The sequence below is a fragment of the Chromobacterium sp. Rain0013 genome (assembly GCF_015291765.1).
Lineage (GTDB): Bacteria > Pseudomonadota > Gammaproteobacteria > Burkholderiales > Chromobacteriaceae > Chromobacterium > Chromobacterium haemolyticum.
In genome coordinates this window covers 4,444,559-4,469,497 of sequence record NZ_CP031514.1, presented here as the reverse complement: position 1 = coordinate 4,469,497, position 24,939 = coordinate 4,444,559, and the positions used below count along the sequence as shown (strand labels likewise).

General features: G+C 60.2%; 26 protein-coding genes. 12 read left to right on the top strand and 14 right to left on the bottom strand.

What is annotated here, in order from left to right; genetic code table 11:
* Position 1: 1 nt before the first annotated feature.
* The 4 genes from ftsB to DXT74_RS20300 form a co-directional block, all read right to left on the bottom strand.
* The gene (gene ftsB, locus DXT74_RS20315; RefSeq protein ID WP_019103546.1) at positions 2 to 292 is read right to left on the bottom strand and encodes a cell division protein FtsB; all 291 of its coding nucleotides are present in this window, start codon (positions 290 to 292) and stop codon (positions 2 to 4) included.
* A gap of 4 nt (positions 293 to 296) precedes the next feature.
* Positions 297 to 1,580 carry a phosphopyruvate hydratase gene (gene eno / locus DXT74_RS20310; protein WP_043635974.1) on the bottom strand — a complete coding sequence of 428 codons (1,284 nt, stop codon included), beginning with the start codon at positions 1,578 to 1,580 and terminating at the stop codon, positions 297 to 299.
* 82 nt (positions 1,581 to 1,662) lie between these two features.
* Positions 1,663 to 2,514, bottom strand: coding sequence for a 3-deoxy-8-phosphooctulonate synthase (gene kdsA / locus DXT74_RS20305; protein ID WP_043635969.1), 852 nt, complete (start codon positions 2,512 to 2,514; stop codon positions 1,663 to 1,665).
* Positions 2,511 to 4,157: a CTP synthase gene (locus DXT74_RS20300; RefSeq protein WP_194426874.1), complete on the bottom strand. Its 1,647-nt coding sequence runs from the start codon at positions 4,155 to 4,157 to the stop codon at positions 2,511 to 2,513. The genes kdsA and DXT74_RS20300 overlap by 4 nt, the downstream gene beginning before the upstream one ends.
* 288 nt (positions 4,158 to 4,445) lie before the next feature.
* On the opposite strand from DXT74_RS20300, the gene rpmB reads away from it, so the two are divergent.
* A complete protein-coding gene (gene rpmB / locus DXT74_RS20295; RefSeq protein WP_011137003.1) occupies positions 4,446 to 4,679 on the top strand; it encodes a 50S ribosomal protein L28 in 234 nt (77 codons plus the stop codon).
* A 34-nt stretch (positions 4,680 to 4,713) separates the two neighbouring features.
* Positions 4,714 to 4,869: a 50S ribosomal protein L33 gene (gene rpmG / locus DXT74_RS20290; RefSeq protein WP_017506994.1), complete on the top strand. Its 156-nt coding sequence runs from the start codon at positions 4,714 to 4,716 to the stop codon at positions 4,867 to 4,869.
* Between the two features lie 119 nt (positions 4,870 to 4,988).
* On the opposite strand, the gene DXT74_RS20285 is transcribed toward rpmG, so the two are convergent.
* From DXT74_RS20285 to DXT74_RS20245, 9 genes are read right to left on the bottom strand one after another with little or no spacing between them, the layout of a single operon-like run.
* Positions 4,989 to 5,819 carry a uracil-DNA glycosylase family protein gene (locus tag DXT74_RS20285; RefSeq protein WP_194426873.1) on the bottom strand — a complete coding sequence of 277 codons (831 nt, stop codon included), beginning with the start codon at positions 5,817 to 5,819 and terminating at the stop codon, positions 4,989 to 4,991.
* A complete protein-coding gene (gene rimI / locus DXT74_RS20280; RefSeq protein WP_052370449.1) occupies positions 5,816 to 6,259 on the bottom strand; it encodes a ribosomal protein S18-alanine N-acetyltransferase in 444 nt (147 codons plus the stop codon). Before rimI ends, DXT74_RS20285 begins: the two co-directional genes overlap by 4 nt.
* Complete coding sequence (gene tsaB / locus DXT74_RS20275; RefSeq protein ID WP_194426872.1) at positions 6,256 to 6,930, bottom strand: tRNA (adenosine(37)-N6)-threonylcarbamoyltransferase complex dimerization subunit type 1 TsaB; 675 nt, start codon at positions 6,928 to 6,930, stop codon at positions 6,256 to 6,258. Before tsaB ends, rimI begins: the two co-directional genes overlap by 4 nt.
* Before the next feature lie 46 nt (positions 6,931 to 6,976).
* Positions 6,977 to 8,200, bottom strand: coding sequence for an EAL and HDOD domain-containing protein (locus DXT74_RS20270; protein ID WP_043635948.1), 1,224 nt, complete (start codon positions 8,198 to 8,200; stop codon positions 6,977 to 6,979).
* Between the two features lie 19 nt (positions 8,201 to 8,219).
* Positions 8,220 to 10,160 carry a chemotaxis protein CheA gene (locus DXT74_RS20265; RefSeq protein ID WP_194426871.1) on the bottom strand — a complete coding sequence of 647 codons (1,941 nt, stop codon included), beginning with the start codon at positions 10,158 to 10,160 and terminating at the stop codon, positions 8,220 to 8,222.
* A 51-nt stretch (positions 10,161 to 10,211) separates the two neighbouring features.
* On the bottom strand, positions 10,212 to 10,973 hold the full coding sequence (cheZ, locus tag DXT74_RS20260) for a protein phosphatase CheZ (RefSeq protein WP_043635944.1): 762 nt from the start codon (positions 10,971 to 10,973) through the stop codon (positions 10,212 to 10,214).
* Positions 10,974 to 11,018: 45 nt separating this feature from the next.
* Complete coding sequence (gene cheY / locus DXT74_RS20255; RefSeq protein WP_019103157.1) at positions 11,019 to 11,414, bottom strand: chemotaxis response regulator CheY; 396 nt, start codon at positions 11,412 to 11,414, stop codon at positions 11,019 to 11,021.
* 51 nt (positions 11,415 to 11,465) lie between these two features.
* Positions 11,466 to 12,404: a chemotaxis protein gene (locus DXT74_RS20250; protein ID WP_043635942.1), complete on the bottom strand. Its 939-nt coding sequence runs from the start codon at positions 12,402 to 12,404 to the stop codon at positions 11,466 to 11,468.
* Positions 12,405 to 12,442: 38 nt separating this feature from the next.
* Positions 12,443 to 13,396: a chemotaxis protein gene (locus DXT74_RS20245; protein ID WP_019103159.1), complete on the bottom strand. Its 954-nt coding sequence runs from the start codon at positions 13,394 to 13,396 to the stop codon at positions 12,443 to 12,445.
* 179 nt (positions 13,397 to 13,575) lie between these two features.
* Here DXT74_RS20245 and DXT74_RS20240 point away from each other — a divergent pair, with 179 nt between their 5' ends.
* The 10 genes from DXT74_RS20240 to cheD all read left to right on the top strand — a co-directional run bounded on the left by DXT74_RS20240 (position 13,576) and on the right by cheD (position 24,331).
* Positions 13,576 to 14,733 (top strand): PAS domain-containing sensor histidine kinase, encoded by a 1,158-nt coding sequence (locus tag DXT74_RS20240; RefSeq protein ID WP_194426870.1) that lies wholly within the window; start codon positions 13,576 to 13,578, stop codon positions 14,731 to 14,733.
* 40 nt (positions 14,734 to 14,773) lie between these two features.
* On the top strand, positions 14,774 to 15,079 hold the full coding sequence (locus DXT74_RS20235) for an STAS domain-containing protein (RefSeq protein WP_039754785.1): 306 nt from the start codon (positions 14,774 to 14,776) through the stop codon (positions 15,077 to 15,079).
* A gap of 80 nt (positions 15,080 to 15,159) precedes the next feature.
* Positions 15,160 to 16,158, top strand: coding sequence for a SpoIIE family protein phosphatase (locus DXT74_RS20230; protein ID WP_194426869.1), 999 nt, complete (start codon positions 15,160 to 15,162; stop codon positions 16,156 to 16,158).
* Between the two features lie 259 nt (positions 16,159 to 16,417).
* Complete coding sequence (locus DXT74_RS20225; protein ID WP_043635932.1) at positions 16,418 to 16,783, top strand: response regulator; 366 nt, start codon at positions 16,418 to 16,420, stop codon at positions 16,781 to 16,783.
* A 35-nt stretch (positions 16,784 to 16,818) separates the two neighbouring features.
* Positions 16,819 to 18,843: a chemotaxis protein CheW gene (locus DXT74_RS20220; protein WP_194426868.1), complete on the top strand. Its 2,025-nt coding sequence runs from the start codon at positions 16,819 to 16,821 to the stop codon at positions 18,841 to 18,843.
* A complete protein-coding gene (locus tag DXT74_RS20215) occupies positions 18,840 to 19,358 on the top strand; it encodes a chemotaxis protein CheW (RefSeq protein ID WP_231138234.1) in 519 nt (172 codons plus the stop codon). The genes DXT74_RS20220 and DXT74_RS20215 overlap by 4 nt, the downstream gene beginning before the upstream one ends.
* A 34-nt stretch (positions 19,359 to 19,392) precedes the next feature.
* Positions 19,393 to 21,744: a methyl-accepting chemotaxis protein gene (locus DXT74_RS23255; RefSeq protein ID WP_196783793.1), complete on the top strand. Its 2,352-nt coding sequence runs from the start codon at positions 19,393 to 19,395 to the stop codon at positions 21,742 to 21,744.
* A 40-nt stretch (positions 21,745 to 21,784) separates the two neighbouring features.
* The gene (locus DXT74_RS20205) at positions 21,785 to 22,612 is read left to right on the top strand and encodes a CheR family methyltransferase (RefSeq protein WP_194426867.1); all 828 of its coding nucleotides are present in this window, start codon (positions 21,785 to 21,787) and stop codon (positions 22,610 to 22,612) included.
* A gap of 37 nt (positions 22,613 to 22,649) precedes the next feature.
* On the top strand, positions 22,650 to 23,726 hold the full coding sequence (locus DXT74_RS20200; RefSeq protein WP_043635910.1) for a chemotaxis response regulator protein-glutamate methylesterase: 1,077 nt from the start codon (positions 22,650 to 22,652) through the stop codon (positions 23,724 to 23,726).
* Positions 23,723 to 24,331 carry a chemoreceptor glutamine deamidase CheD gene (cheD, locus tag DXT74_RS20195; protein ID WP_019101361.1) on the top strand — a complete coding sequence of 203 codons (609 nt, stop codon included), beginning with the start codon at positions 23,723 to 23,725 and terminating at the stop codon, positions 24,329 to 24,331. The genes DXT74_RS20200 and cheD overlap by 4 nt, the downstream gene beginning before the upstream one ends.
* Positions 24,332 to 24,482: 151 nt before the next feature.
* On the opposite strand, the gene fdxA is transcribed toward cheD, so the two are convergent.
* Positions 24,483 to 24,806 (bottom strand): ferredoxin FdxA, encoded by a 324-nt coding sequence (fdxA, locus tag DXT74_RS20190; protein ID WP_019103290.1) that lies wholly within the window; start codon positions 24,804 to 24,806, stop codon positions 24,483 to 24,485.
* Positions 24,807 to 24,939: the final 133 nt, after the last annotated feature.

Sequence of the window (24,939 nt, the reverse complement as noted above, 5' to 3'; positions counted from 1 at the left end):
TTTAGCGAGGCGTTGGCTTCACCGGATCCAGCAATTGGAAAAAAACTTCACCATTCCGAATCATGCCAAGTTCATTGCGGGCTCTCTCCTCAATGGCGTCCGTCCCCTGTTTTAAATCACGCACTTCCGCGTCCAGCGCGGCGTTGCGGGCCACCAGCTTTTGGGTGGTCGCCCGCTGTTCCTGTAGTTGCTTGTCCAGCTGCCAGACTCTGAGCCAGCTACCTTTTCCAAACCACAACGGCCATTGCAGGGCCAGTATTACTGTCACCAGAGTCAGGGTCAGCCAGCGCATACGATTACTTCAGGTGGTAAAAGGCAGCTTTGCCCGGGTAGTAGGCCGCATCGCCCAGTTCTTCTTCGATGCGCAGCAACTGATTGTATTTAGCCATGCGGTCGGAGCGGGACAGCGAGCCGGTTTTGATCTGCATGCAGTTGGTGGCAACGGCCAGATCCGCGATGGTGCTGTCTTCGGTTTCGCCGGAGCGATGGCTCATAACGCTGGTATAGCGGGAACGCTTCGCGAGATCAACCGCTTTCAGCGTTTCCGACAGCGTGCCGATTTGGTTGACCTTGACCAGCAGCGAGTTGGCGAGGCCGCCTTCGATGCCCTTGGCCAGAATCTTGGGGTTGGTGACGAACAAGTCGTCGCCGACGATCTGCACGCGGGAGCCCAGGCGCTCGGTCAGCAGCTTCCAGCCGTCCCAGTCGTGCTCGCTCATGCCGTCTTCGATCGACAGAATCGGGTAGTTGTTGACCAGGGTTTCCAGATAGTCGGCGAACTGCTCGGAAGTGAGCTGCAGGCCTTCGGCGGTCAGGTGGTACTTGCCGTCCTTGTAGAACTCGGAAGAGGCGCAGTCCAGCGCCAGCATCACGTCTTGGCCGGCCACGTAGCCGGCGGCGTCGATGGCTTCCAGGATCAGTTTGATCGCGTCTTCATGGCTCTTCAGGTTGGGCGCGAAGCCGCCTTCGTCGCCCACGGTGGTGGCGTAGCCTTTTTGATCGCAAATCTTCTTCAGGCTGTGGAAGATTTCGGCGCCACAGCGCAGCGCTTCGCGGAAGGTTTGCGCGCCCACCGGCATGATCATGAATTCCTGGATGTCCAGGGTGTTGTTGGCGTGAGCGCCGCCGTTGATGACGTTCATCATCGGAACCGGCAGGGCCATCGGACCGGCGCCGCCCAGGTAGCGGTACAGCGGCAGGCCTGCGTCTTCGGCTGCGGCGCGGGCCACCGCCATGGACACGGCCAGCAGCGCGTTGGCGCCGAGGCGGGATTTGGTTTCGGTGCCGTCCAGTTCGATCAGGGTCTTGTCGATGAAGGCCTGGTCGCTGGCGTCGAGGCCGATGATGGCTTCGCAGATTTCAGTGTTGATGTTTTCCACCGCCTTCAACACGCCCTTGCCCAGATAGCGGCTTTTGTCGCCGTCGCGCAGTTCCAGCGCTTCTTTTTCGCCGGTGGAGGCGCCGCTGGGCACCGCCGCGCGGCCCATGACGCCGGACTCCAGCAATACGTCTGCTTCCACGGTCGGATTGCCGCGCGAATCCAGAATCTCACGAGCTACCACATCGATGATCGAACTCATTTACATTTCCTTCAAAGGCTGGTTGTGTTCGGGCGGAGGGCAAGCAACCGGCCGGAGCCGGTTGCGATCTGCGCCTGCCGGTTTACAGGGTGTGTTCCGGCCAGGGATTGTGCTTGACTAACTCGTCCAGCGCCTTGAGCGTAGTCAGCAGTTCCTTCATGCGCGGCAAGGGCCAGGCATTGGGGCCGTCGGACATTGCGCAGGCCGGGTCCGGATGGGTTTCCATGAAGATGCCGGCGATGCCGGACGCCACCGCGGCGCGCGCCAGCACCGGCACGAATTCGCGCTGGCCGCCGGAAGAAGTCCCTTGGCCGCCGGGCAGCTGCACCGAGTGGGTGGCGTCGTAAACCACCGGGCACTGGGTGTCGCGCATGATCATCAGCGAACGCATGTCGGATACGAGATTGTTGTAGCCGAAGGATACGCCGCGCTCGCAGGCCATGAAGCTGTCCGGTTCGAGGTTGGCCTCTTGCGCGGCGGCGCGGGCCTTGTCGATCACGTTCTTCATGTCGCCAGGAGCCAGGAACTGGCCCTTCTTGATGTTCACCGGCTTGCCGCACTGGGCGACGGCGCGGATGAAGTCGGTTTGGCGGCACAGGAAGGCGGGCGTTTGCAGCACGTCGACCACGCTAGCGACTTGCACGATTTCATTTTCGCTGTGCACATCGGTTAGCACGGGCACGCCGATCTGACGTTTCACTTCCGAGAGGATGCGCAGGCCTTCATCGATGCCGAAGCCGCGGAAGGAAGAGCCGGAGGAACGGTTGGCCTTGTCGTAGCTCGATTTGTAGATGAAGTTGATGCCCAGCTCTGCGGTGATTTCCTTGAGCTGACCCGCGGTATCCAGCGCCATCTGTTCGCTCTCGATCACGCAGGGACCCGCGATCAGAAACAGCGGCTGGTTGAGGCCGACTTCGAATCCGCACAGTTTCATGCCTTGGGTCCTTGCTTGTCCGCTTGGTATTGCAGCGCCGCTTTCACGTAGGAGATGAACAGCGGGTGGCCGTCGCGCGGAGTCGAGGTGAATTCCGGGTGGAACTGGCAGGCGAAGAACCAGCGGTGGTTCGCCAGCTCGATGGTTTCGACCAGCTTCTCATGGCCTGCGGAGCGGCCGCTGATGGTCAGGCCGGCCTGTTCCAGGCGCGGAATATAGTAATTGTTGACTTCGTAGCGGTGGCGATGGCGCTCTACGATCTCACCGCGGCCGTAGATCTTGGCCGCCAGGGACTCCGGAAGCAGGTCGCATTGCTGGCCGCCCAGGCGCATGGTGCCGCCCAGGTTGGAGTTTTCGTCGCGCTTTTCTACCTTGCCGTCGTGGTTGACCCATTCGTCGATCAGCGCCACCACGGGGAAGTTGGTGTCGAGGTCGAACTCCGTGGAGTTGGCGCCGGCCATGCCTGCCACGTCGCGGGCGTATTCGATCAGCGCGATCTGCATGCCCAGGCAGATGCCCATGTAGGGAATATCGTTTTCGCGGGCGAATTTCACCGCTTTGATCTTGCCTTCCACGCCGCGCTTGCCAAAGCCGCCCGGCACCAGAATGGCGTCCATGTCCTTCAGCGAATCGGCGCCGTCGCGCTCGATTTCCTCGGAGTCGACGTAGATGATGTTGACGTTGGTGCGGGTGTGGATGCCGGCGTGCTTCAGCGCTTCGGTCAGCGACTTGTAGGACTCGGTCAGGTCAACGTATTTGCCGACCATGGCGATGTTGATGCTGTGGTCCGGGTGCTCGATCGCGTCGATGATGCGGCCCCATACCGACAGATCCGCCTTGGGCAGGTCCAGCTGCAGCTGCTCGGCGATGATCTCGTCGATGCCCTGGTTGTGGAGCATGGCCGGCACTTTGTAGATGGAGTCGGAGTCGTAACAGCCGATAACGGCGTTTTCTTCCACGTTGCAGAACAGCGCGATCTTGCGCTTTTCGTCTTCCGGCAGTTCGCGGTCCATCCGGCAGAGCAGGATGTCCGGCTGAATGCCGATCTCGCGCAATTCTTTTACCGAGTGCTGGGTCGGTTTGGTCTTGATCTCGCCGGCGGTGGCGATGTAAGGCACATAGGACAGGTGCACGTACAGGGTGTTCTTGCGGCCCAAATTGGAGCGCATCTGGCGGATGGCCTCCAGGAACGGCAGCGATTCGATGTCGCCCACGGTGCCGCCGATCTCGACGATGGCGACGTCCGCGTCGGCCGCGCCTTCGTGCATCTTCAGCTTGATTTCGTCGGTGATGTGCGGGATCACTTGCACGGTGCCGCCCAGGTAGTCGCCGCGGCGCTCCTTGGTGATCACGGACTCGTATACCTGGCCGGTGGTGAAGTTGTTGCTTTTCTTCATCTTCGCGTGGATGAAGCGCTCGTAGTGGCCCAGATCAAGGTCGGTTTCCGCGCCGTCTTCGGTGACGAACACCTCGCCATGCTGGAAAGGGCTCATTGTGCCCGGATCGACGTTGATGTAGGGGTCGAGCTTCAGCATGGTGACTTTCAGCCCGCGAGACTCGAGGATGGCGGCGATGGACGCAGCGGCAATGCCCTTACCCAGGGAGGACACCACACCGCCGGTTACGAAGATGTACTTGGTCATGAGATTACGGCTCTATGGGAATCCGGGATTCTACCCTGAAATCGTTGCGATTTGAATCGCTTCGAACCATGTTGTTGCAAGTCGCGCCGACACCCCGAGCCGCCGCCGGTCGCGTCGCGCGGCTTGGCAAAGAAGTGCTCGCATCTCTGTGGCGAATACGGTACAATTGCCGCCGACTGTTTCATACACGATCGCGCCCATGCAGTAACAAGGGTGCGTTTTCTGCTTGAGTGTCTGGCTTTATCTATGATATAAAGCCAGCTTTTACCGGTTTTGGGAGTGTTTAACATGGCGCGTGTTTGCAAAGTCACCGGCAAGCGTCCGATGACCGGGAACAATGTTTCCCACGCCAACAATAAGACTAAACGTCGTTTCCTGCCCAACCTGCAATATCGCAAGTTCTGGGTTGAGAGCGAAAACCGCTGGGTGCGTCTGCGCGTATCCAACGCGGCACTGCGTACCATCGACAAGGTTGGCATCGATGTAGTGCTGGCTGATCTGCGCGCTCGCGGCGAGATCTGATTGCGGTCAACCAGAAAGCTACTGAGGTAATAACATGCGCGATAAAATCAAGCTTGAGTCCACTGCTGGCACCGGCCATTTCTACACGACTACGAAGAACAAGCGTACGATGCCGGAAAAAATGGAGATCAAGAAATTTGATCCCGTTGCTCGCAAACACGTTCTGTACAAAGAAACCAAGCTGAAATAAGCCGGTTTCCGCGGGAACGCGAAAGTAAAGAGCCCTTCTCTGGTGCACGGAGAAGGGTTTTTTTCTTTATGGTTCGGGACTAAAAAACCCCGTCAAGCATGCTTGGCGGGGTTTTGCGTTTAATCGGCGCTTAGGCGGCTGAAAGTCTTTTTGGCGAAGACCAAGTCTTGCCAGGCTTTTTGTTTGTCCGGCTGATTGCGCAACAGGTAGGCCGGGTGATAGCTGACGATCAAAGGGATGTCCTGGTAGCTGTGCAGCTTGCCGCGCAATTGACCAATGCCTTTTTCTGTTTGCAGCAGAGTTTGGGCGGCAAAACGGCCAAGCGCCAGAATCAATGTGGGCTGGATGTGCTGAATTTGCTGGATCAGATAGTTCTGACAGGAGGCAATTTCATCGCCGCTAGGATTGCGGTTGCCGGGCGGGCGGCATTTGAGCACGTTGGCGATATATACATCGCGGTCGCGGTCCAGTCCGGTCGCGCTCAGCATATTGTCCAGCAACTGGCCGGCGCGGCCGACGAAGGGCTGGCCTTGTCTGTCCTCTTGTTCGCCCGGCGCTTCGCCGATCAACAGCCAGCGCGCCTGCTTGTTGCCGCGACCGAAAACGGTTTGAGTGCGCGTTTGGCAAAGGTGGCAGTCGCGGCAGTCGCGTACCGCGCGTTCGAGCGCATCCCACTCTAGCAAAGGCGAGGTGTGGGCTTGAGGCGCGGGAGACGCGGCGGGTGGGGCGATGTCGGCTGCAGGCGAGGGGGCAAGCAGTACGGCCGGCTGGGCCGGCGTGACGGCGTCCTCGCGCGGCGGCGCCGGGCACTCCTCCGGCACCATATCGGTTTCCACCAGTGTTTCCAGTGGACGGCTTAGCGCCGCAGGATGCTGCTCGAACCAACCGGGGCGAGCTTCCCAGGATGGGCCTAGTCCTATCACGCTTTGAATCAGCGCGGCGCGGTTCATAGCGTGGTCTCCATCAGGACCGCGTCTTCGCGGCCGTCAGCGCAGGGGTAGTAGTTCTTGCGCCTGCCGTTTTCAACGAAACCTTGGCTTGCGTACAGGCTGCGGGCAACGGCGTTGCCGGCCCGTACTTCCAGGAATAGGCGCCGTGCACCGCTTGCGGCCAGAGTGGCGCTTAGTTCTCGCAGTAGTTGTTTGCCCAAGCCCTGGCCTTGCCATTGTGGGTCTATCACGATGTTGAGCAGTTCCGCTTCGTCCAGCACGCTCTGGGTAACGGCGAAGCCTTGTAGCTGGTTCGAGGCGAACAGGCCGTGAAACTGGTGACCGCAGCGCACGGAGTCCTGGTATTGGGCGGCGGACCAGCCGTGCGCGCAGGCGCGGCTCTCTAGCTCGGCCAGCTGCCTCGCGTCGTCAGGCAGGAAGGTGCGGTAGTCCGGGGTCATTTCTGGCGCGCCTGCTGCTGTTCCTGTGCGGTCAGGGCGACTTTATTGCGCACGTACAGCAGTTCCGCTTCGCGCGGGTGAGTTTGGGGATAACAGCCGCTGCGCGCCATGGAGAAGTAGGCGACGGCGTTGGGCAGCAGATCCGCGCGGACAATAGCGGCACCGGCATTGTCTTGCAGACCGGGATAGCGTTCAAAGCCGTCGCCTGCGGCAATATCGACTCGCTCCGGCCAAAGCACGGCTTCCGGCGCGCCGACGCTTATCGGGTCCAGCCGTTCCGGCGCGGCGCCTTCGGCGACTCGATAGCAGGCGCTGTAAACCTGCTGCATCCTGGCGTCGAGACAGACCAGCACCGTGCCAGCGCCGGCTTGTTGAGCGACGTTGTCCAGCGTGGGAATGCCGATGACGGGAATGCCGGCGGAGAAAGCCAGCCCTTGAGCCAGGCCGCAGGCGATGCGCAGGCCGGTGAAGGAGCCGGGGCCCTGGCCGAAGGCGATGGCGTCGAGTTGCTCCAGGCGCAGTTCCGCCTGTTCCAACAGGCGAGCCAATTCCGGCAGCGCGCGTTCCGCGTGCTTTTGCTCGACTTTCTCGTGGAAGGAGAAAATACGCGAGCCGTTGTCAATGGCTAGGGATAGAAACGAGGTGGAACAATCAATGGCAAGCAATTTCATCGGGGAATTCGGTCTCAAGCTTAAGCGCGTACTGCAAGACTGCGAATTATAAGCCGAGTTCTTCCACCCAGGCGAGCGCGGAGACATGGGCCTGGTTGAACTGTTCGCTGCTGAGGTTCAATTGGGCGCAGAGTTCTGGCACGCCGGTGAGTTGGCCGTCCTCGCAGGCTTTGACCAGTTTGAGGAAGCGGCTCATCGTGCCTTTTTCGTGCAACAGGGCTTCGGTGATGGTTTCCGGCAGTTGCAGGTGCTCGATGATGTTGGCCATCGGCATGTCGAACAGCACGTCCAACAGGCTGAACATGCCGATGATGAACAGATTGTCGCAGGTGTCGTGGCGCTCGCCGTGGGCTTTGCCCAGCAACTCCATGAAGCGGCCGCGCGTGACGGCGGTTTTTTGCAGCGCCGGGGGCGCGTGGCCCTCCTCGGAGGCGGTGACCAGCAGCAGAGTCAGCCAGCGGTAGAGCTTTTGGTATCCCAGCACGGTGACGGCGTGGGAGAAGGAGCTGATGCTGGTGTTCAGGCCGGCGGCGGCGGAGTTGACGTAGCGCAGCAGCTTGTAAGACAGGGCCAGGTCGCGTTTGAGAACCTGCTCGACGTCGCGGATGTCGGCGTCCAGCCGCAGCAGGTTGAGCAGCTCCAGGGTGTTGCGAAAAGATGGGTGGATGACCTTGGCGGACAGCGTTTCCGGCTGGGCGAAGTAGAAGCCCTGAAAACCGTCCATGCCCAGTTCCTTGCATAGATGGAACTGAGCGTGGGTTTCCACGCGTTCGGCGATGCGGATCACCGGATAGCTGCGCAAGCGCGACGCCAGCATCTGGAAGCGGTTGGTGTCTTGGTGCTGGATGTCCAGCTTGACGTAGTTGGCCAGCTCCAGAAAGGCCGCAGCCGGCGATTCGAAGCTGAAGTCGTCCAGAGAAATGCCGAAACCCAGCGAGCGAAGGTGCCGCGCGCGCGACAGCAGTTCGTTGGAGGGCACGATGCGCGGCGAGATGTCGAGAATGACGCGGCGCGGCGGCAGCAGCTCAAGAAACTCGCTGCTGAGCATGGCTTCGCCGATGTTGATGAAGGCCAGCTTGCTGCCGATCAGCCAACTGGTGCCCATATTGTTGAGGGTGTTGACCAGCACCTGAGTGTCGGCTTGCAGTTCTGTATGCTTGCCTACGCCTGAGGCCTCGCCGCTGGGACGAAAAAGCAGCTCATAGCCAATGAGCTGCTGGTTGCGGTTGAGAACGGCCTGCCTGCCTATGAAGGCGCTCGTCGAGGTCATTGTCCCGGTATGCCTTTGCTCAGGTGGCGATCAGGTCCGTGGATCGGGTGACGCTGTTGTTGGCCTCGCTGGAGGAAAGCAGATCTTCCATGTCGAGAACCAGTACGACGGAGCCGTCGCCGGACAGGGTGGCGCCTGCCACGCCTTTCGGACGAATGTTCTGCAGCGGCTTGATCACTACGTCGTCGCGGCCGACGAAGGAGTCGATCGCCAGGATGAAGGACTTTTCCGCGGACTGCATCAATACGCCGAAGTAGGGCTTTTGCGTTGGCTCCCAGCCCAGTAGGCCGGCCAGGGTTTTCAGCGGAAGGATTTCGTCGCGCACCACGATGGTGGGTTTGCCGGACACTTCCTGGATCGCGTTCGGGTCGATGGTGATGATTTCGCGCACCATCGCCAGAGGCACGGCGAACGGTTGGTTGCAGGCGCGCACCACCAGCACCGGCAGGATGGCCAGCGTCAGCGGCAGCGAGATGCTGATGCGGGTGCCTTCGCCCGGCACCGAATTGATGTCGATGCGGCCGTTCAGCTTCTGGATGTTGGTGCGGACCACGTCCATGCCCACGCCGCGGCCGGACACGCTGGAAATCTGGTCCTTGGTGGAGAAGCCGGGCAGGAAAATCAGCTGCAGGCACTGCTTCTCATCCAGGGAGTTGGCGCTTTCCTGGTCGATCAGGCCTTTTTCGATCGCCTTGCGGCGCAGGGCGTCGGCATTCATGCCTTTGCCGTCGTCGGTGATCTCGATCAGGATGTGATCGCCCACTTGCTCCGCGGTCAGTTGCACCAGAGCCTGAGGCTTCTTGCCGGCGGCGATGCGGTCTTCAGGCTGTTCGATGCCGTGATCCACGGCGTTGCGCACCAAGTGGACCAGAGGATCGTTCAAGTCCTCGATCATGGTCTTGTCCAGCTCGGTTTCTTCGCCGGAAAGCACCAGTTCGACTTCCTTGCCCAACTGACGGGCGAGGTCGCGCGCCAAGCGCGGGTATTTCTGGAACAGGCGGCCAATCGGCTGCATGCGGGTTTTCATCACCGCGTTCTGCAGATCTCCCACCAGCAGGTCCAATTGGCTGATCGCCTCGTCCAGCGAGCGCAGCGTGTTGGTGTCGCGGTTGCCTTGCAGGATCTCGGTGCGCAGCGTGGTCAGGCGGTTCTTGGTCAGGCCGATTTCACCGGACAGGTTGAGCACCATGTCTAGACGCACGGTATCGATGCGGATGGTGTTTTCCTGGGGGCCGCTGCTGCTGGGCGCACTGGCGGCCGGTTTGTTCTGAGCCGGCTTGGCCGCGGGTTTAGCCGCCGGGGCGGCTGCTACCGGGGCGGCTGCTACCGGGGCGGCTGCTACCGGGGCCGGTGGCGCAGCGGGAGCCGCCGCCTGGGGGGCGGGCGCAGCCGTCGGAGCGGCGGGCGCGCCGCCGGGGGTGACGGCTTGATAGAGCTGATTCCAGTCCGGGCCTTGACCGTTGCCTGCGGGCTGCGGCGCGGCCGCAGCGGCCGGCGCTGGCGTTGCAACCGGAGCAGGGGCTGCCGCTGGGGCGGGTTCGGCCGCCGCGGTATCTTCGGACAGCGCTTCGCCTGCCAGTGCCGCGTCCAAAGCCGCCAAGATGCGCGGATCGGCTTCGCTGGGCATCAGGCCCTGGCCCATGGTGCCGAACATGTCGCGCACGATGCCCGTGGCGTCAAGAATCACGTCCATGATGCCGGCGGTGATGTGCAGTTGGCCGTTGCGGAGTTTGTCGAACAAGTTTTCGGTGCGATGGCATAGATTGATCATCGGGCCGACGTTGAGAAAGCCGGCGCCGCCCTTGATGGTGTGGAAGCCTCTGAAAATGTCGTTCAGCAGTGCCTTGTCTTCCGGACGCTTTTCCAGTTCGACCAGTTTATTGTCTACATCGGAAAGGAGATCCGTAGACTCCATCAAGAAGTCTTGCAGCAGCTCTTCCATGCCGGCGAATTCGCTCATTTTCCACTCCCGCCACGCCTTGCTCGCGTGCTCTGTTCTGCGTGTTGTTCGTTAGAAGCCCAGGCTTTCCAGCAGGTCGTCGACCTGTTGCTGGCTGCTGACCACATCGGTGCGCCCTTCCGGATTGATCACGGGGCCGTTCAGCAGATTGGTGCCCATGCCCAGCTCTTCTTTTTTTGCCTCTGGCGAGAACTCGATCAGGAAATTGACCAGCTCGCTTTCCAGCAGCTTGACCATGCCCATCATCTTTTTGATGACTTGGCCGGTCAGATCCTGAAAGTCCTGCGCCATGACGATTTCCAGCAACTGTGTGCTGGTGGCCTGGGTCTGGGCCGGCACTTCATTTAAGTAGGTGCGCGTGTCGGCTGCAAGTTGCTGGAACTCTTCCACGGTCAACAGGTTGGCGTACAGCCGTTCCCAGCGCGAGGACAATTCCAGCGCCTTGCTTTCCAGCTGGTCCTGATACGGTTTGGCCAGGTCAGTGGCGTTGAGCACGCGTTCGGCGGAATTTTCCGTCAGGGTGGCGATGTAAGTCAGCCTGTCCTTGGCATCCGGAATCGCATCCGCCATTTTTTCCAGAGATTTGTCGTAGCCTAGATCGCGTAGCGCATCATGCATTTTGCGGGTTAACTGACCAATTTGTTCGTACATCGAGGTAGGACTGCCGGCAGTCCCGGCTGGCTGCGGAGAGGCCGCCGCGGCTTCCGACGCGGCGGGTTCCGGCTCCGGAGGGGCGCTCTGCTGCATCGAGATGCTGTCGAACAGGGCCTCAAGCTCCGGGTTATCCCCGCTTTCCATGATGTGATTGGACACGGTAAATCCTCCTCAATACTGACGCAGACCGTTTTTTTTCGGCACTCAGGCTGGTTTATTCATGTTCTGGAAGATCTTGCTCATTTTCTCTTCCATGGTGGCGGCAGTGAAAGGCTTCACGATGTAACCGCTGGCTCCGGCCATGGCCGCTTCAATGATGTTTTCGCGTTTGGCTTCCGCGGTAATCATCATGAAGGGCAGGTGTTTGAGCTGGGCGTCGGCACGAACCGCCTTGAGCAGTTCGATGCCGGTCATATTGGGCATGTTCCAGTCGGAAACGATGAAGTCGAAATGCTGAGTCTTCAACTTGTGCAGCGCAACCATGCCGTCTTCGGCTTCGTCGACATTGGTGAATCCTAGCTCTTTCAAAAGGTTGCGCACGATTCTCCGCATCGTGGAGAAGTCGTCTACGACTAGGAAGCGAATATTCTTGTCTGCCATTGAGGTGTGTCCTGATTTATCTGAAATTCATCGAGCCGCATATTGTAGCGACTACCTCTGCAGGAATGGAATCAAAGTTTCGGCCAGCACGCCGGGGTCGAACTTGGCGACATAGGCGTCCACGCCCACGCTGGAGCCCATCGCGCGGTTGGCGTTGGAGGACAGCGAGGAGTGCATCACGACCGGGATGCCGCGGAAGCGCTGATCGGATTTGATCAGCTTGGTCAGCACATAGCCGTCCATTTCCGGCATTTCGGCGTCCACGAGGATGATCTTCAGGTGGTCGTGCAGGCACTCGTCCTCGCCGAAGTTGCGGTTGGCCAGCGTTTGCAGCCGGTCCCATGCCTCGCGGCCGTTGGTGGCCTGCTGGAATTTGATGCCCATCTTTTCCAGCACGCCGGTGATTTCCTTGCGGGCCACGACAGAGTCGTCGACGAAGAAAATGTACTGATCGTTTTCCAGCTGGGCGGTGGGCACGTCGGGCAGACGCGGCTCGCCGACCACGCTGGCCAGGATTTGCTCCACGTCCAGGATGGATACCAGCTTGCCGTTTTCCAGTTCGGTAATCGCGGTGATCAGATTCTGATTGGTGCCGCTGGCCGCCATCATGTTTTCCGGCGCGCGCACCTTGTCCCAGTCCACGCGGATGATGCGGTCCACCGAGTCAACCAGGAAGGCCTGGGTGCTCTTGTTGAATTCGGTGACGATCATGGTTTCGTAGCTGCGGGTCTGGTCGGCGCCGATGAATTTGCCAAGCGAAATGACCGGGATGATGTTGCCGCGCAGCGACAGCACGCCTTCTACGCCAAAAGGCATGTTCGGCGTTTTGGTGATGGCGGGCGTCTGCGACACCTCGCGCACTTTGAAAACGTTGATGCCGAAGGTTTCCCGCGTTCCAAGCGAAAACAGCAGGATTTCCATTTTGTTGGAACCCGCCAGTTTGGTCCTGGCGTCAACGCTTGCAAGCAAGGAGGCGTCTGTGGCTGCCATATCTGTCCCTCTCCCTTAATGCTTTTGCTTACTTGATCTTAGTCTTTGGGTTCCAGATTCAGCATCTGGCGCAGTTTCATCGACAGTTTCTGCGGTTCGAATTTGGCGACGTAGGAATCAACGCCTACTGATTCGCCCAGTTTCTGATTCGAGGAACCGGAAAGGGAGGAGTGCATCAACACCGGAATGCCGTTGAAACGCGGATCGCTCTTGATCATCTTGGTCAGCATATAGCCGTCCATTTCCGGCATTTCCACGTCGGTCAGCACCAGGTGCAGCGAATCCGACAGCTTCTTGCCGGCCAGGTCGGCCTGGTTGGCCATTTTCTGCAATTCTTCCCATCCGCGCATGCCGTTGATGGCGGAGGTGTACTGGATGTTCATCGCTTCCAGCGTGCGCTCGATCTGTTTGCGGGCCACGGCGGAGTCATCGGCGAAGAAGATCCGGCGCGGTTCCTTGACCGGCTCGATGCCGAGGAAGGTGTGGCCGTCGTCGATGATGGTGGTTTCCGCCAGCACTTTTTCCACGTCCATCATCATCACCAGCGTGCCGTTGTCCAGTTCGGTGACGGCGGTCACCAGGCCTGCCATGCGGTTGGTGATCATTTCCGGAGGCACGCGCATTGCGGACCAGTCCAGACGCAGGATGGTGTCCACCGCTTCCACCAGAAAACCCTGGGTGTGGGCGTTGTACTCGGTGACGATCATGATTTCCGGCTTGTTGCTGGTCACGACGCCGGTGTATTTGGCCAAGTCGATGACCGGCACCAGCGCGCCGCGCAGGCTGACCATGCCTTCCACGGAGGAGGGCATTTCAGGGGCGGAGGTGATTTCCGGCGTGCGCATGACTTCGCGCACTTTGAACACGTTGATCCCGAAGATTTCCTTGCGCCCCGTGCGCTGATCCTGGCCCAACGAGAACAGCAGGATTTCCAGCTTGTTGGTGCCGGCCAGTTTCGTCCTGGCGTCGATTTTTTTGAGAAGCTCTGACACAGAAACCTCCGCTGCATTCTTTTGAAGTGGCGTACTACTACCCTTTATACGCCAGATATCGGTTTTGCCCGGTTTTTTTTGCTGAGCCTCATGCCAGATAACAGGTTGGCTCAGCGATACCCATTCATTATCATACTGTTTAAGTGGTTTTTACAAATAACTCGCAAGCGATTCGGCATATGGTTTCAAGCCTCAAAGATCAGCAGCAACTAGAAGCCGCGTTCGAGCAATTCAATGCGGTATCCGGCCAACTTATTGATGCATATAGACAACTTGAGAGCCAAGTGACAGTTCTCAATGCGCAATTGGACGAAGCCAATAATCAGCTGCGCAAACAGCGGGATGAGAACGCGATGCTGGCCGAGCGCTTGGGCTTGCTGCTGGAGGCGCTGCCCGCGGGCGTGGTCCAAGTCTCGGCCGAAGGCGTGGTCACGGCGGTGAATCCCGCGGCCAGCCGGATGCTAAACGGTTGTTCTGTAGGCGCTTTATGGCGGGACATGCTGGCGGTGCTGTCGCGTTCGGAACTGGATGACACCTATTGCCATCGGCATGGGGAGTCGGGTTTGGTGTTGACGATGCAATGCCAGGACCTGCCATCTGTCGGAGGGCAGATTGTGCTTATTCACGATGTATCTCGTTTGCATCAATTGACCGGAGAATTGGCCCGTCAGCAGAAGTTGGCGTCCATGGGAGGCATGGCGGCGGCATTGGCGCATCAGCTGCGCACGCCCTTGGCCACGGCGATGTTGTATACGGCGAATCTGAAGCAGGATATTCCGCGGGCCGAGGACCGCGCCCGTTTCGTCGACAAGAGCCTGGCGCGGATGCGGGCGCTGGAGAGTTTGATCCAGAACATGCTGAGTTTTGTCCGCGGTCAGGTAACGACGCTGGAGCCTTTGGATCTGGAGGGGCTGCTGGAGGATTTACGCGCGGTCATGCAACCACAATGTCATGAAAAAGGCGTGCTTTTTGATTGCAATGTGGTGGTGTCATCTGCCATAAAGGTCTTGGTGGACCGCAAAGCCTTGCAGGGGGCCTTGGTGAATCTGTTGGAGAACGCCTGGCACTTCTCAGCAAGCGGGGATGTGGTGCGATTATCGGTGGAGGAAGGTGAGACCGCTTTACTGTTTCGGGTGGAGGACTCGGGCCCCGGGTTCAATCCGGAGGAGTTGGAGAAGATGTTCGAACCGTTCTTCACAACCCGCCCTGGCGGTACAGGCTTGGGCTTGGCCATCGTCAAGAAAGTGGTGGACGAGCTGGGCGGACAAGTGCGTTGTTTCAACAAGGGGGAGGGCGGAGCCTGTTTCGAGCTTAGCCTTCCGATGATGCAACCGTGATGGATGTGCCGTTTATTCAGAAGAAAGCCGAGGACGCCGGATGAGACCCATTGTCAAAGTAGAGGGCAGAGTTGGGAAGATGATCCTGATCGGACAGTTTGATTTCAACCTGCACCGGGAATTCCGTCAGGCCAGCCAGGAGCTGCTGGACAATCCGGAGGTGCAAGAGATTGAGATTGATTTCGATCAGGTGCCGTTTCTGGATAGTTCCGCGCTTGGAATGCTGCTGTTGCTGAAGGAGCGCGCGGCTGGGCAGAAAAAGAGCATGACCTTGATCAATTGTCGCGAGGCGGTGATGCAGGTGTTCGAAATCGCCTGCTTCAACAAGATGTTCACCATTAAGTAAGTTCAAGCATTGGAGCGTCTGTGCGCATCCGGGCCTGGTTGTCCGCTGATGCCGAGGCACGGGTTCGTGGCGATCCTTGGTTGTCAGCGCTGGATTGGTGGTTTTGTGGTGGCGCCGACTTTGCAGTGGGCGGCAGGCAGGACCTTTGGCTGACGAATCTGGCGGACGCTCCCGCCGAACTGTTCGAGCAGTGGGAGGGCGACAAGCCCTTGTGGGTGTTTTCGTCAGGGCGTTCTGCGCCCTGGCTGGCCACGCCCAATATTCACTTTCTGCGCGGGGACTTCGACGCGGACTTGCTGCGCAACCGGCTGTTGGCCTGGCATTGGCAGCAACATGCGCTGTGCCCGTGTTTATTCGGAGCGGCGGCTTTCGACATCATCAACGGAGCCATGTCTCTGTATCGTCCGTCGAAACAGGCGACGGTCCGCTCGTTTCCCTTGGAGGTGTCCGTCAAGCCGGTAGAGGCGGTGGGCGGAGACGTTGTGCTGCGCGCGGATTTGCCGGAACGAACCTTGCTGATCCTTGGGGACGCGTCCGGTCACGGGCAAGGATCGGCCCTGGACGCCGCGCTGCTGGCGCTGGGGGTGTCGCGGGTGCTGTTGGGGCAGCCTTTGTCCTTGTCGGCGTTGCGCGAACTCAATGCCTTCATGCATCGTCATGTGGCCGACGGGCGCTACGTTGGCAGCGCGTTGCTGGAGATTGACTGGGGCGCTCGCGAGGTGCGGCTGGTCAATGCCGGCATGCCGGATATCTTGCTGTTTCTATCCACCAGGCTTGAGCGTCGTTTTCCCTCCATGTGCAGCCCGCTGGGCTTGCGCGCCGACATCGAGTTGCAGCCGCCTCTGGCGCTGCCCTGGGCGGAGGGTCAGCACTTCCTGGCGCACAGCGATGGCATGGAGGAGTCGGATCTGCCATACCTGCTGTCGCGTCTGCTGCGCTTGTCCAGCGTTTCCCCGGCCGATGCGTACGGCTATGGCCCCTTGCCGTCAATTCCGCTAGGCTTCAGCAGCCCATACAATGACGACATGTCGTCACTGGCTTTCGCGGTGCCGTCGTCGGCGTCTCCGGGGCTGGTTTAACGACGTTTCTCGGCCGCATGCGTTGACGCCGTGCGGATTCAGGCTTGAATCGGCGGGCTTTTTAGTTGATCACTCATTCATATCTGCGCGAATTTCAGCGCTTGGGCGAATCGGTTGTCTCGCGGGTGCGGAACGAGACGGCGAGTGAGCAAGGTAAAGAATGGAAAATGGACCCGGCGCGGACGGTGTCGGACTGACGATGGGCGAAGAGCCGCGTCAGGCGAGCGAGCGCTGGGAGGTTTCCTGAAACGGGGATGTTATGCACAAAAAAATACTGACGGTTGACGATTCCGCTTCGATTCGACAGATGGTGTCGTTCACCTTGAAAAGCGCTGGTTACGAGGTGGTGGAGGCGGGGGACGGCAACGCTGGCCTGGCCAAGGCGCAGGGAGGCCAGTTCAATCTGGTGCTGACCGACCAAAACATGCCGGGCATGGATGGCCTGACCCTGATCCGCTCCTTGCGTAAACTGCCGGCGTATACGACGACGCCTATCCTGATGCTGACCACCGAATCCAGCGACCAAATGAAGGCGCTTGGCCGCGCGGCCGGGGCTACGGGCTGGCTGGTCAAGCCATTTGACCCGCAGAAGCTGCTGGATGTGGTCAAGCGCGTGATCGGCTGAATCTGCTGATCTTGGGCACGACGAGGAGCGAGCTTTTGGCCATCGATATGTCGCAGTTTCATCAGGTGTTTTTTGATGAAGCTGATGAGCATTTGTCCAGCATGGAGAGCCTGCTGCTGGGCATGGATCAGTCCTGTCCGCAGCAGGAGGATTTGCATGCGGTGTTCCGCGCCGCGCATTCGATCAAGGGCGGTGCGGCCACATTCGGTTTCGCCGACATGGCGGATTTGACTCATGTGTTGGAAGGGTTGTTGGACGAGGTGAGGCGCGGCGCGCGCGTCTTGAGTTCGGATCTAGTGGACTTGGTGCTGCGAGCCAAAGATGTGTTGTACGGGATGCTGGCGGCGCACAAGGGCAAAGGCGGTGTCGATACCGCGCAAGCCGATGAGCTAAAGGCGCAGTTGGAGGCGCTGGCGGCCGCTCCGGCGGAAACCGAGGCGCGCCGGGCGCCGGAGGAGGCGCGGCACTGGACGCTGTATCTGGAAATCGACGTGGTGGACGGCGTCGACATCGACGCCTTGTTGGAGTCGCTGGCCGAGCATGGCGACTTGAGCGTGGTGCAGCGCGGCGAGGAGCTTGACAAGCTGCCCTGGGTTGCCGTGTTCACCTCGCCGCTGGACGCGGCGGAGGTGGCGGAGTCGCTGGCGTTCGCCGTGCCGCAGGAGCATTTCCGCATCAACGTCGATCATGGCGTAGAGGAGGAGAGCAGTTTCGGCTTGTTCCTCGATGCGGCTCCGGAACCGGACGCCTCGGTATGGCTGGAAGGAGACGGATTCGGCCTGTTCGAGCCCCCGCCTGCCGAGACGGCGGAGCGGGACGAAGTTCCGGCGCTGGCGCCGGAGTTCGACGCGGCCAAGCCTGCGGCGCGCGGAGGCGCGGCGAGCGAGAGTTCTATCCGGGTCAATATCGACAAGGTGGATTTGTTGCTCAACCTAGTGGGCGAGCTGGTGATCACCCAGTCCATGCTGACGCAATCCGGGGCGGGCCTGGATCCGGTGGCGCATGAGCGCCTGCTTGGCGGCATCGGCGCTTTGCAACGCAACGCGAGGGAGTTGCAGGAGGCGGTGATGTCGATCCGGATGACGCCCATCTCTTTTGTGTTCAACCGCTTTCCGCGCGTGGTGAGGGATTTGGCCGGTCGCTTGGGTAAAAGGGTGGAGCTCACGATGATGGGCGAAAGCACCGAACTGGACAAAGGCTTCATCGAGAAATTGTCCGACCCGTTGACCCACCTGGTGCGCAATAGCCTGGATCATGGCATCGAATCCCCGGAAGCGAGGCAGGCGGGCGGGAAGGATCCGGTGGGGCGTCTTACGCTGCGGGCTTTCCACCAAGGCAGCAATATCGTCATCGAAGTCAGCGATGACGGCGCCGGGCTTAACCGGGAGCGGATACTGGCCAAGGCGAGACAGAACGGTTTGGCTGCGCCGGATTCGCTAAGCGACGTTGAGGTGTGGAACCTGATTTTCGAGGCCGGCTTCTCCACGGCGGCGGAGGTGACCGAGGTTTCCGGCCGCGGCGTGGGCATGGATGTGGTCAAGCGCAATATCCAGAGCATGGGCGGCCGTGTGGAGATAGACTCCATGGCCGACATCGGCACCACCATCAGCATTCATTTGCCGTTGACGCTGGCGATCATGGACGGCATGTCGGTGCGCATCGGCGCGGAAACCTATGTGATGCCCTTGGGGGCGGTATTGGAGTCGCTGCAGCCGGCGCCGAATGAAATCAAAACGGTGGCCGCGCGCGGCCAGGTGGTGGGCATTCGCGGCGAATACCTGCCGATTGTGCCGTTGGGACGGTTTTTTTCCATTCCCGAAGCGAAACAGACCCCGAGCGAGGCGATCCTGGTGATCGTGGAGGCCGGCAACAGCAGGCTGGCGCTGTTAGTGGACGATTTGATCGGCCAGCAGCAGTTTGTGGTGAAAAACCTTGAAACGAATTACCGCAAGGTGGACGGCATTTCCGGCGCCACTATTCTCGGAGACGGCCAGGTGGCCATGATCCTGGATATCGCCGCGATTGCGCGGCACAACCAGCGGATGGCGCTGGATGCATGAAACAACAAGGAAAAAAAATGGTGGCGGAACGGAACGACCCGGGGTTGGCGCACAGGCGTTCGGGCAATGAGCTGCTGGTGTTCACGCTGGGAGCGGAAGAGTACGGCATTGATATTCTGAAGGTGCAGGAAATCCGCGGCTACGACGCGGTGACCCGTATCGCCAACGCGCCGGACTTCATCAAGGGCGTGGTCAATTTGCGCGGCCATATCGTGCCTATCGTGGATTTGCGTTTGAAATTCGGCATCGGGGAGCCGGTGTACAACGAGTTCACCGTGGTGATCGTGTTGAATGTGTGCGGGCGTGTCATCGGCGCGGTAGTGGACGGGGTGTCGGATGTGATTCAACTGGAGCGGGAAGCGCTGCGAGCCGCGCCGGAGTTTGGCGCGGCGGTGGATACCGCCTATATCGAAGGACTGGGCACGCTGGACGAGCGCATGATCATCGTGATCGATATCGAGCGTTTGATGGGCAGCGAGGAAATGGCGTTGACTGACGCCGCTGGCCGCGTATAAACGCGGCCGCAAGCCTGTTTTGAGGGGGCGAAGCATGAATAATATGAAAGTGATCCATCGGCTGGTGTTGGGCTTTGGCCTGTTGATTCTGTTGCTGGCGGTGGCGATGACGCTGGCGGTCAGACAACTGCAGGGCCTGGCCGGTGATCTGGTCAATATCTCCAGCGTGCATATCCCGCAGGTTAGCGCCGCGCACAAGATTGCAGCCAATGTCGACCTGGCGTCGCGGGACGTGCGTAATCTGTTGTTGACCAAGGATGTCCAGCTTACCAAGGAGCTCAACCAGCAGATTGACGAGAGCCTGGTCAACCTGACGCAGCGAATGGCGGCCTTGGAGCCGAATGTTGGCAACGCCGGGCGGCCGCTGTTCGAGGCGATGCGCTCCGATGAAGCCAGTTTCCGCTCTGAACTGAATGTGTTCCGACGCATGCAAGCGCAGGGACGGGATGCGCAGGCTCGCGATTACTTGTTCGTCACCCTGCGCGATACCCAGCTTAAATACATGACCTCGATCGATCGCTACATCGCGTTTGAGGAGGGGCTGATGCGCAAGGCGGGACAGGATGCCAGCGACAATTCCCAACAGGCTTACAAGCTGCTGTTTGGCTTCACTTTGTTGGCGCTGGCGATCGGCATCGGCTTCGGCGTCTTCATTATCCGTTCGCTGATGCGCCAGTTGGGCGGCGAGCCTGCGGAGCTGGTCAAGGTGATGCGAGAGTTGACCGAGGGCCAGGTACGTTCCGAGATCAAGGTCAAGTCGGGCGACAAGCATAGTCTGTTCGCGTCGATGAGTTTGCTGGCCGAGAAAGCGGTTGAAAACATCCGAGTGCGCAATGCCCTGGACAACGCCTCCACCAATGTGATGATCGCCGACAATGATCGCAACATCATCTACACCAATCACAGCGTGCTGGAGATGATGCGCCGCGCCGAGGCCGATATGCGCAAAGCCTTGCCCAATTTCGACGCGCGCGCCTTGCTGGGCGCCAATATGGATGTGTTCCACAGCAATCCGGCGCATCAGCGCGACCTGTTGGCCAATCTGCGCTCCACTTATCGCGCGCAGATCAATATTGGCGAGCGTATTTTCGGCTTGGTGGCCAATCCGGTGTTCGGCACCGACGGCTCGCGGTTGGGCACGGTGGTGGAGTGGAAGGATCGCACCGGGGAAGTTGAGATCGAGAAAGAGGTGGCCGGCATCATCTCCGCGGCCGCGGCCGGCAATTTCGACCGACGCATCAATCTGGAAGGCAAGGACGGCTTTTTCCGACAGTTGGGCGAAAGCGTCAATCAACTGCTGGCGGTGACCAGCCAGGGCCTGGGCGATATCGCCACGGTGCTGGCGGCCTTGGCCAAGGGCGATCTCACTCATGCGATCAAGGGCGACTACCAGGGCCTGTTCAGCCAGTTGCAGAACGATACCAACACCACGGTGGAGCGCTTGAAGGAAATTGTCTCCAACATCAAGGAGTCCACCGACGCGATCAACACTGCCGCGCGCGAGATCGCCTCCGGCAACGCCAACCTGTCCAGCCGCACCGAGCAACAAGCGGCCAGCCTGGAGGAAACGGCTTCCAGCATGGAGGAAATCACCAGCACAGTGCGGCAGAACGCGGAGAACGCCAAAAAGGCGAACACGCTGGCCACTGGCGCTTCCGACATCGCCGCGCGCGGCGGCAAAGTGGTGGGCGACGTGGTGGCCACCATGAACGAGATCAACGACAGTGCGCGCAAGATTGTCGACATCATCAGCGTGATCGACGGCATCGCCTTTCAGACCAATATCCTGGCGCTCAACGCCGCGGTGGAAGCCGCGCGGGCCGGCGAGCAGGGGAGAGGCTTCGCCGTGGTGGCCAGCGAGGTGCGCAACCTGGCGCAGCGTTCCGCCGCCGCCGCCAAGGAAATCAAGGGTTTGATTGGCAGCTCGGTGGCTAAAGTCGAGTCCGGTTCCAAGCTGGTGGACGAGGCCGGCAGCACCATGGATGAGATCGTGATTTCCATCCGCCGCGTCGCCGATATCATGAGCGATATCTCGGCCGCATCGATTGAGCAGAGCTCGGGCATCGAGCAGGTCAATCTGGCGGTGACGCAGATGGACGAAAACACGCAGAAGAACGCTGCGCTGGTGGAGCAGGCCGCCGCGGCTGCGGAGTCGCTGGAAGAGCAAGCGCGCTATTTGGACGACGCGGTGCAGGTATTCAAGCTGGGAGAGCCGGGACAGCGTTTGCGGCCCATGCAGCCGCACGTCGCGCAGACGGCGGAGCATGTCGTTGCACACGTTGCCAGAGCCAAGGCCGTGTCGCCCAAGTCCGCCGGCAAGATCGTGGTGCCTGAACGACTGCGCCCGCAAGTGGACCTGACGGACGGCGAGTGGGAGGAGTTTTGACGCTGGCTAGGCTGAGAGCGGAGCCGAGGGGATCGAGTTGATGGGGCTGGAACTGGACATCAAGTTCACGCCAGACGATTTTCGCCGCATCCGCGGCATGGTTTACCGGCGGGTGGGCATCGCTCTTAACGACAGCAAGACCCATATGGCCTACGCGCGGCTGGCCAAGCGAGTGCGGGCCTTGGGGCTGAAAAGCTTCGCCGAGTACTTGGACCGGCTGGACCAGGACGCTTTATCGGGGGAGTGGCAGAACTTTGTCAATGCGCTGACCACGAATCTGACTTCGTTTTTTCGGGAGCCGCATCATTTCAGCATGCTGCGCGCGCACGCCGAGCGCTGGCGGAAGCGCGGCCGGCCGTACCGGGTCTGGAGCGCGGCGTCTTCGACGGGCGAGGAGCCTTACTCCATCGCCATGACCATGGCGGAATTGGCGGAGTCTTTACGGCCATTCCCCTGTGAATTGCTGGCGTCCGATATTGATACTCATGTATTGGAGCAGGCGATGTACGGCGTCTATCTTCGCGAGCGCGTCAGCCAGTTGCCGGAGCCGCAATTGCGCCGTTTTTTCGATAAGGGCGTGGGTGCCAACGACGGCAAGGTGCGCTTGAAGAGACACCTGCGCGAAGCGGTGACCTTTTTCCAGATGAATCTGGTGGCGGAAGAGTGGCCTCCGCTGGGGGAGTTCGACGTCATTTTTTGCCGCAATGTGTTGATCTATTTTGATAAGCCGACACAGGCGGCCATACTCAATCATATGGCGCGGCATCTGGCCCCGGACGGTTTGCTATTGCTGGGGCATTCGGAAAACATCCTGCATCTGAGCGACGCCTTCCTGCCTTGCGGCAAAACCAGCTACCGGCTGGCCTAGCCGGCGTGTCCGCCCTTTTATCGATTCGGGAGCGTGGATGGGGTTCGACAAGAAAATTCGCGTGGTGGTGGTAGACGACTCCGCTTTGATCCGCAATCTGCTGACCTCCATCATTAACGAGGCGCAAGACATGGAGGTGGTGGCTACCGCCTCCGATCCATTCATCGCTCGCGAGCGCATCCGCGAGCTGGACCCCGACGTCATCACGCTGGATGTCGAAATGCCGCGCATGGACGGCTTGGAGTTTCTTCGGCGTTTGATGCGCTTGCGGCCGACGCCGGTGCTGATGATTTCCTCGCTGACGCAGCAAGGATCGGAGGCGACGCTGACGGCGCTGGAGCTGGGCGCGATCGACTTTATGTCCAAGCCGGCGCACGATATCGCCAGACGGATGGGCGATTACGCCCACGAGATCCGAGACAAAATCCGGACGGTGGCGGCAGCCAGGGTGCGCGCGCCGCACCGCTTTCATCGCGCGGCCGAGGCCTTGGCGCCGCAGACGCCTTTTCTGGGCGCCAGCGCCCAGCAAGCGATGATTTTTGTGGGCGCTTCCACCGGCGGCACCGAGGCGATCCGAACCCTATTGAGCGGCTTGCCGGCCGACGGGCCGCCCATCCTGATTGCTCAGCACATGCCCGAGTATTTTACCGGCAGTTTCGCCGCGCGGCTGAACAGTTACTGCCCGATGAGGGTGAAGGAAGCGGAAGCCGGCGAGCCGATCAAGACGGGCGTCGCCTATATCGCGCCAGGCAATTGGCATATGCGGGTGCAGGCCGCCGCAGGCGGCTTCCGCATTGAGTTGGACCAGAGCGAGAGGGTGAACCGGCACCGGCCGTCGGTGGATGTGCTGTTCGACTCCGCCGCGCGCGGCCTGGGCAAGCGTGCCATCGGCGTCATCCTGACAGGAATGGGGCGGGACGGAGCGGATGGCCTGCGCAAGATGCGCGACGCCGGCGCCGTCACATTCGGCCAGAACGAGGCCAGTTGCGTGGTGTACGGCATGCCGCGCGAGGCGATGAAGGCCGGCGGCGTGCAACAAGAGTGGCCACTGGAAGCGCTGGCCCCCAAAATCTTGGCCTGCCTGTACGGCAGGGCGGAAAAGGCGATGTTATGAACAGCGGCGCGGTGCATTTCAGCAGCCATTCCTATTTCGACAAGCATTTTCAAAGCCAGGCGGTGAAAGTGTTTCCCGGCGGCTTCTACGTCACCAGCCAGCCGCAGCTGTTGGTAACGCTGCTGGGGTCGTGCGTGGCGGTGTGCATGTTGGACCGTGCGGCCAATGTCGCGGGCATGAACCATTTCCTGCTGCCGGAAGGCAGCATCGAGGTGGGTGAGGGCGCATCCGCCGCGCGCTTCGGCGTTCACGCGATGGAGCTGATGATCACCGAGATGCAGAAGCTGGGGGCGATGCGACACCGCATGGAGGCCAAGGTGTTTGGCGGGGGCAACGTGCTGGACGGCATGTCGGTGATGAACGTGGGCGAGCGCAACCGCCGCTTCATCCACGCTTATCTGGATGCGGAAAGGATTCCCATCCTGGCCGAAGACCTGCTGGGCGACTGCGCGCGCAAAGTGTACTTCTTCACCGACAGCGGCAAGGTGCTGGTCAAGAAGCTCAAGCGCAGCCGCACCGTGATCACCGAGGAGAACCGCTATCGTCAGCAGGTGATGCAGCCGGAGGTGGCCGGCAAGTCCGGGGATATAGAACTGTTCATTTGAACCGGTTCTCAGAACCTGTTCAATGTCTGCTGCGCATCGGCGATACGGCGTTAAAAACCGCTTAGAAATGCTCATGTACCACGTGTACATTCCGCTTTCTCAGCGGTTTTCGCCTTGCCTCGCTCTTGCTCGCGAGACTTTGAACCGGTTCTCAGCGCTCCAGGTGTTGCAGCTTGCCTTCTACCGCCGCCCAGTCCTCGTGGTCCGGCAGCGGATCCTTCTTTTCGGTGATAGTGGGCCAGAGCTTGGAAAGCTCGGCGTTGAGCGCGACGAAGCCTTCTTGTCCGGGCGGCACGTCGTCCTCCGCGTAGATCGCGTTCACTGGGCATTCCGCCACGCATAGCGTGCAGTCTATGCATTCCTCCGGGTCAATCGCCAGGAAGTTGGGGCCTTCGTGAAAGCAGTCCACCGGGCAGACATCGACGCAATCGGTGTATTTGCATTTGATGCAGGCATCGGTTACAACGTAGGCCATATTGGCTCCTTGGTCGTCGAAAGCCGGCTGCGCCGTTTGGCGCGGCCTCTGGGCGATGATTTGAGCGTATCAGTCAACATTATTAGCCAGAAATTCCCTTCACAACGCATTGCCGCTGTAAATTTCCTATCCG

Excerpts from the sequence above, each read along its gene's own strand:
- ftsB (WP_019103546.1), bottom strand. The coding sequence starts at position 292 with ATGCGCTGGCTGACCCTGACTCTGGTGACAGTAATACTGGCCCTGCAA.
- eno (WP_043635974.1), bottom strand. The coding sequence starts at position 1,580 with ATGAGTTCGATCATCGATGTGGTAGCTCGTGAGATTCTGGATTCGCGC.
- kdsA (WP_043635969.1), bottom strand. The coding sequence starts at position 2,514 with ATGAAACTGTGCGGATTCGAAGTCGGCCTCAACCAGCCGCTGTTTCTG.
- DXT74_RS20300 (WP_194426874.1), bottom strand. The coding sequence starts at position 4,157 with ATGACCAAGTACATCTTCGTAACCGGCGGTGTGGTGTCCTCCCTGGGT.
- rpmB (WP_011137003.1), top strand. The coding sequence starts at position 4,446 with ATGGCGCGTGTTTGCAAAGTCACCGGCAAGCGTCCGATGACCGGGAAC.
- rpmG (WP_017506994.1), top strand. The coding sequence starts at position 4,714 with ATGCGCGATAAAATCAAGCTTGAGTCCACTGCTGGCACCGGCCATTTC.
- DXT74_RS20285 (WP_194426873.1), bottom strand. The coding sequence starts at position 5,819 with ATGAACCGCGCCGCGCTGATTCAAAGCGTGATAGGACTAGGCCCATCC.
- rimI (WP_052370449.1), bottom strand. The coding sequence starts at position 6,259 with ATGACCCCGGACTACCGCACCTTCCTGCCTGACGACGCGAGGCAGCTG.
- tsaB (WP_194426872.1), bottom strand. The coding sequence starts at position 6,930 with ATGAAATTGCTTGCCATTGATTGTTCCACCTCGTTTCTATCCCTAGCC.
- DXT74_RS20270 (WP_043635948.1), bottom strand. The coding sequence starts at position 8,200 with ATGACCTCGACGAGCGCCTTCATAGGCAGGCAGGCCGTTCTCAACCGC.
- DXT74_RS20265 (WP_194426871.1), bottom strand. The coding sequence starts at position 10,160 with ATGAGCGAATTCGCCGGCATGGAAGAGCTGCTGCAAGACTTCTTGATG.
- cheY (WP_019103157.1), bottom strand. The coding sequence starts at position 11,414 with ATGGCAGACAAGAATATTCGCTTCCTAGTCGTAGACGACTTCTCCACG.
- DXT74_RS20250 (WP_043635942.1), bottom strand. The coding sequence starts at position 12,404 with ATGGCAGCCACAGACGCCTCCTTGCTTGCAAGCGTTGACGCCAGGACC.
- DXT74_RS20240 (WP_194426870.1), top strand. The coding sequence starts at position 13,576 with ATGGTTTCAAGCCTCAAAGATCAGCAGCAACTAGAAGCCGCGTTCGAG.
- DXT74_RS20235 (WP_039754785.1), top strand. The coding sequence starts at position 14,774 with ATGAGACCCATTGTCAAAGTAGAGGGCAGAGTTGGGAAGATGATCCTG.
- DXT74_RS20225 (WP_043635932.1), top strand. The coding sequence starts at position 16,418 with ATGCACAAAAAAATACTGACGGTTGACGATTCCGCTTCGATTCGACAG.
- DXT74_RS20215 (WP_231138234.1), top strand. The coding sequence starts at position 18,840 with ATGAAACAACAAGGAAAAAAAATGGTGGCGGAACGGAACGACCCGGGG.
- DXT74_RS23255 (WP_196783793.1), top strand. The coding sequence starts at position 19,393 with ATGAATAATATGAAAGTGATCCATCGGCTGGTGTTGGGCTTTGGCCTG.
- DXT74_RS20205 (WP_194426867.1), top strand. The coding sequence starts at position 21,785 with ATGGGGCTGGAACTGGACATCAAGTTCACGCCAGACGATTTTCGCCGC.
- DXT74_RS20200 (WP_043635910.1), top strand. The coding sequence starts at position 22,650 with ATGGGGTTCGACAAGAAAATTCGCGTGGTGGTGGTAGACGACTCCGCT.
- cheD (WP_019101361.1), top strand. The coding sequence starts at position 23,723 with ATGAACAGCGGCGCGGTGCATTTCAGCAGCCATTCCTATTTCGACAAG.
- fdxA (WP_019103290.1), bottom strand. The coding sequence starts at position 24,806 with ATGGCCTACGTTGTAACCGATGCCTGCATCAAATGCAAATACACCGAT.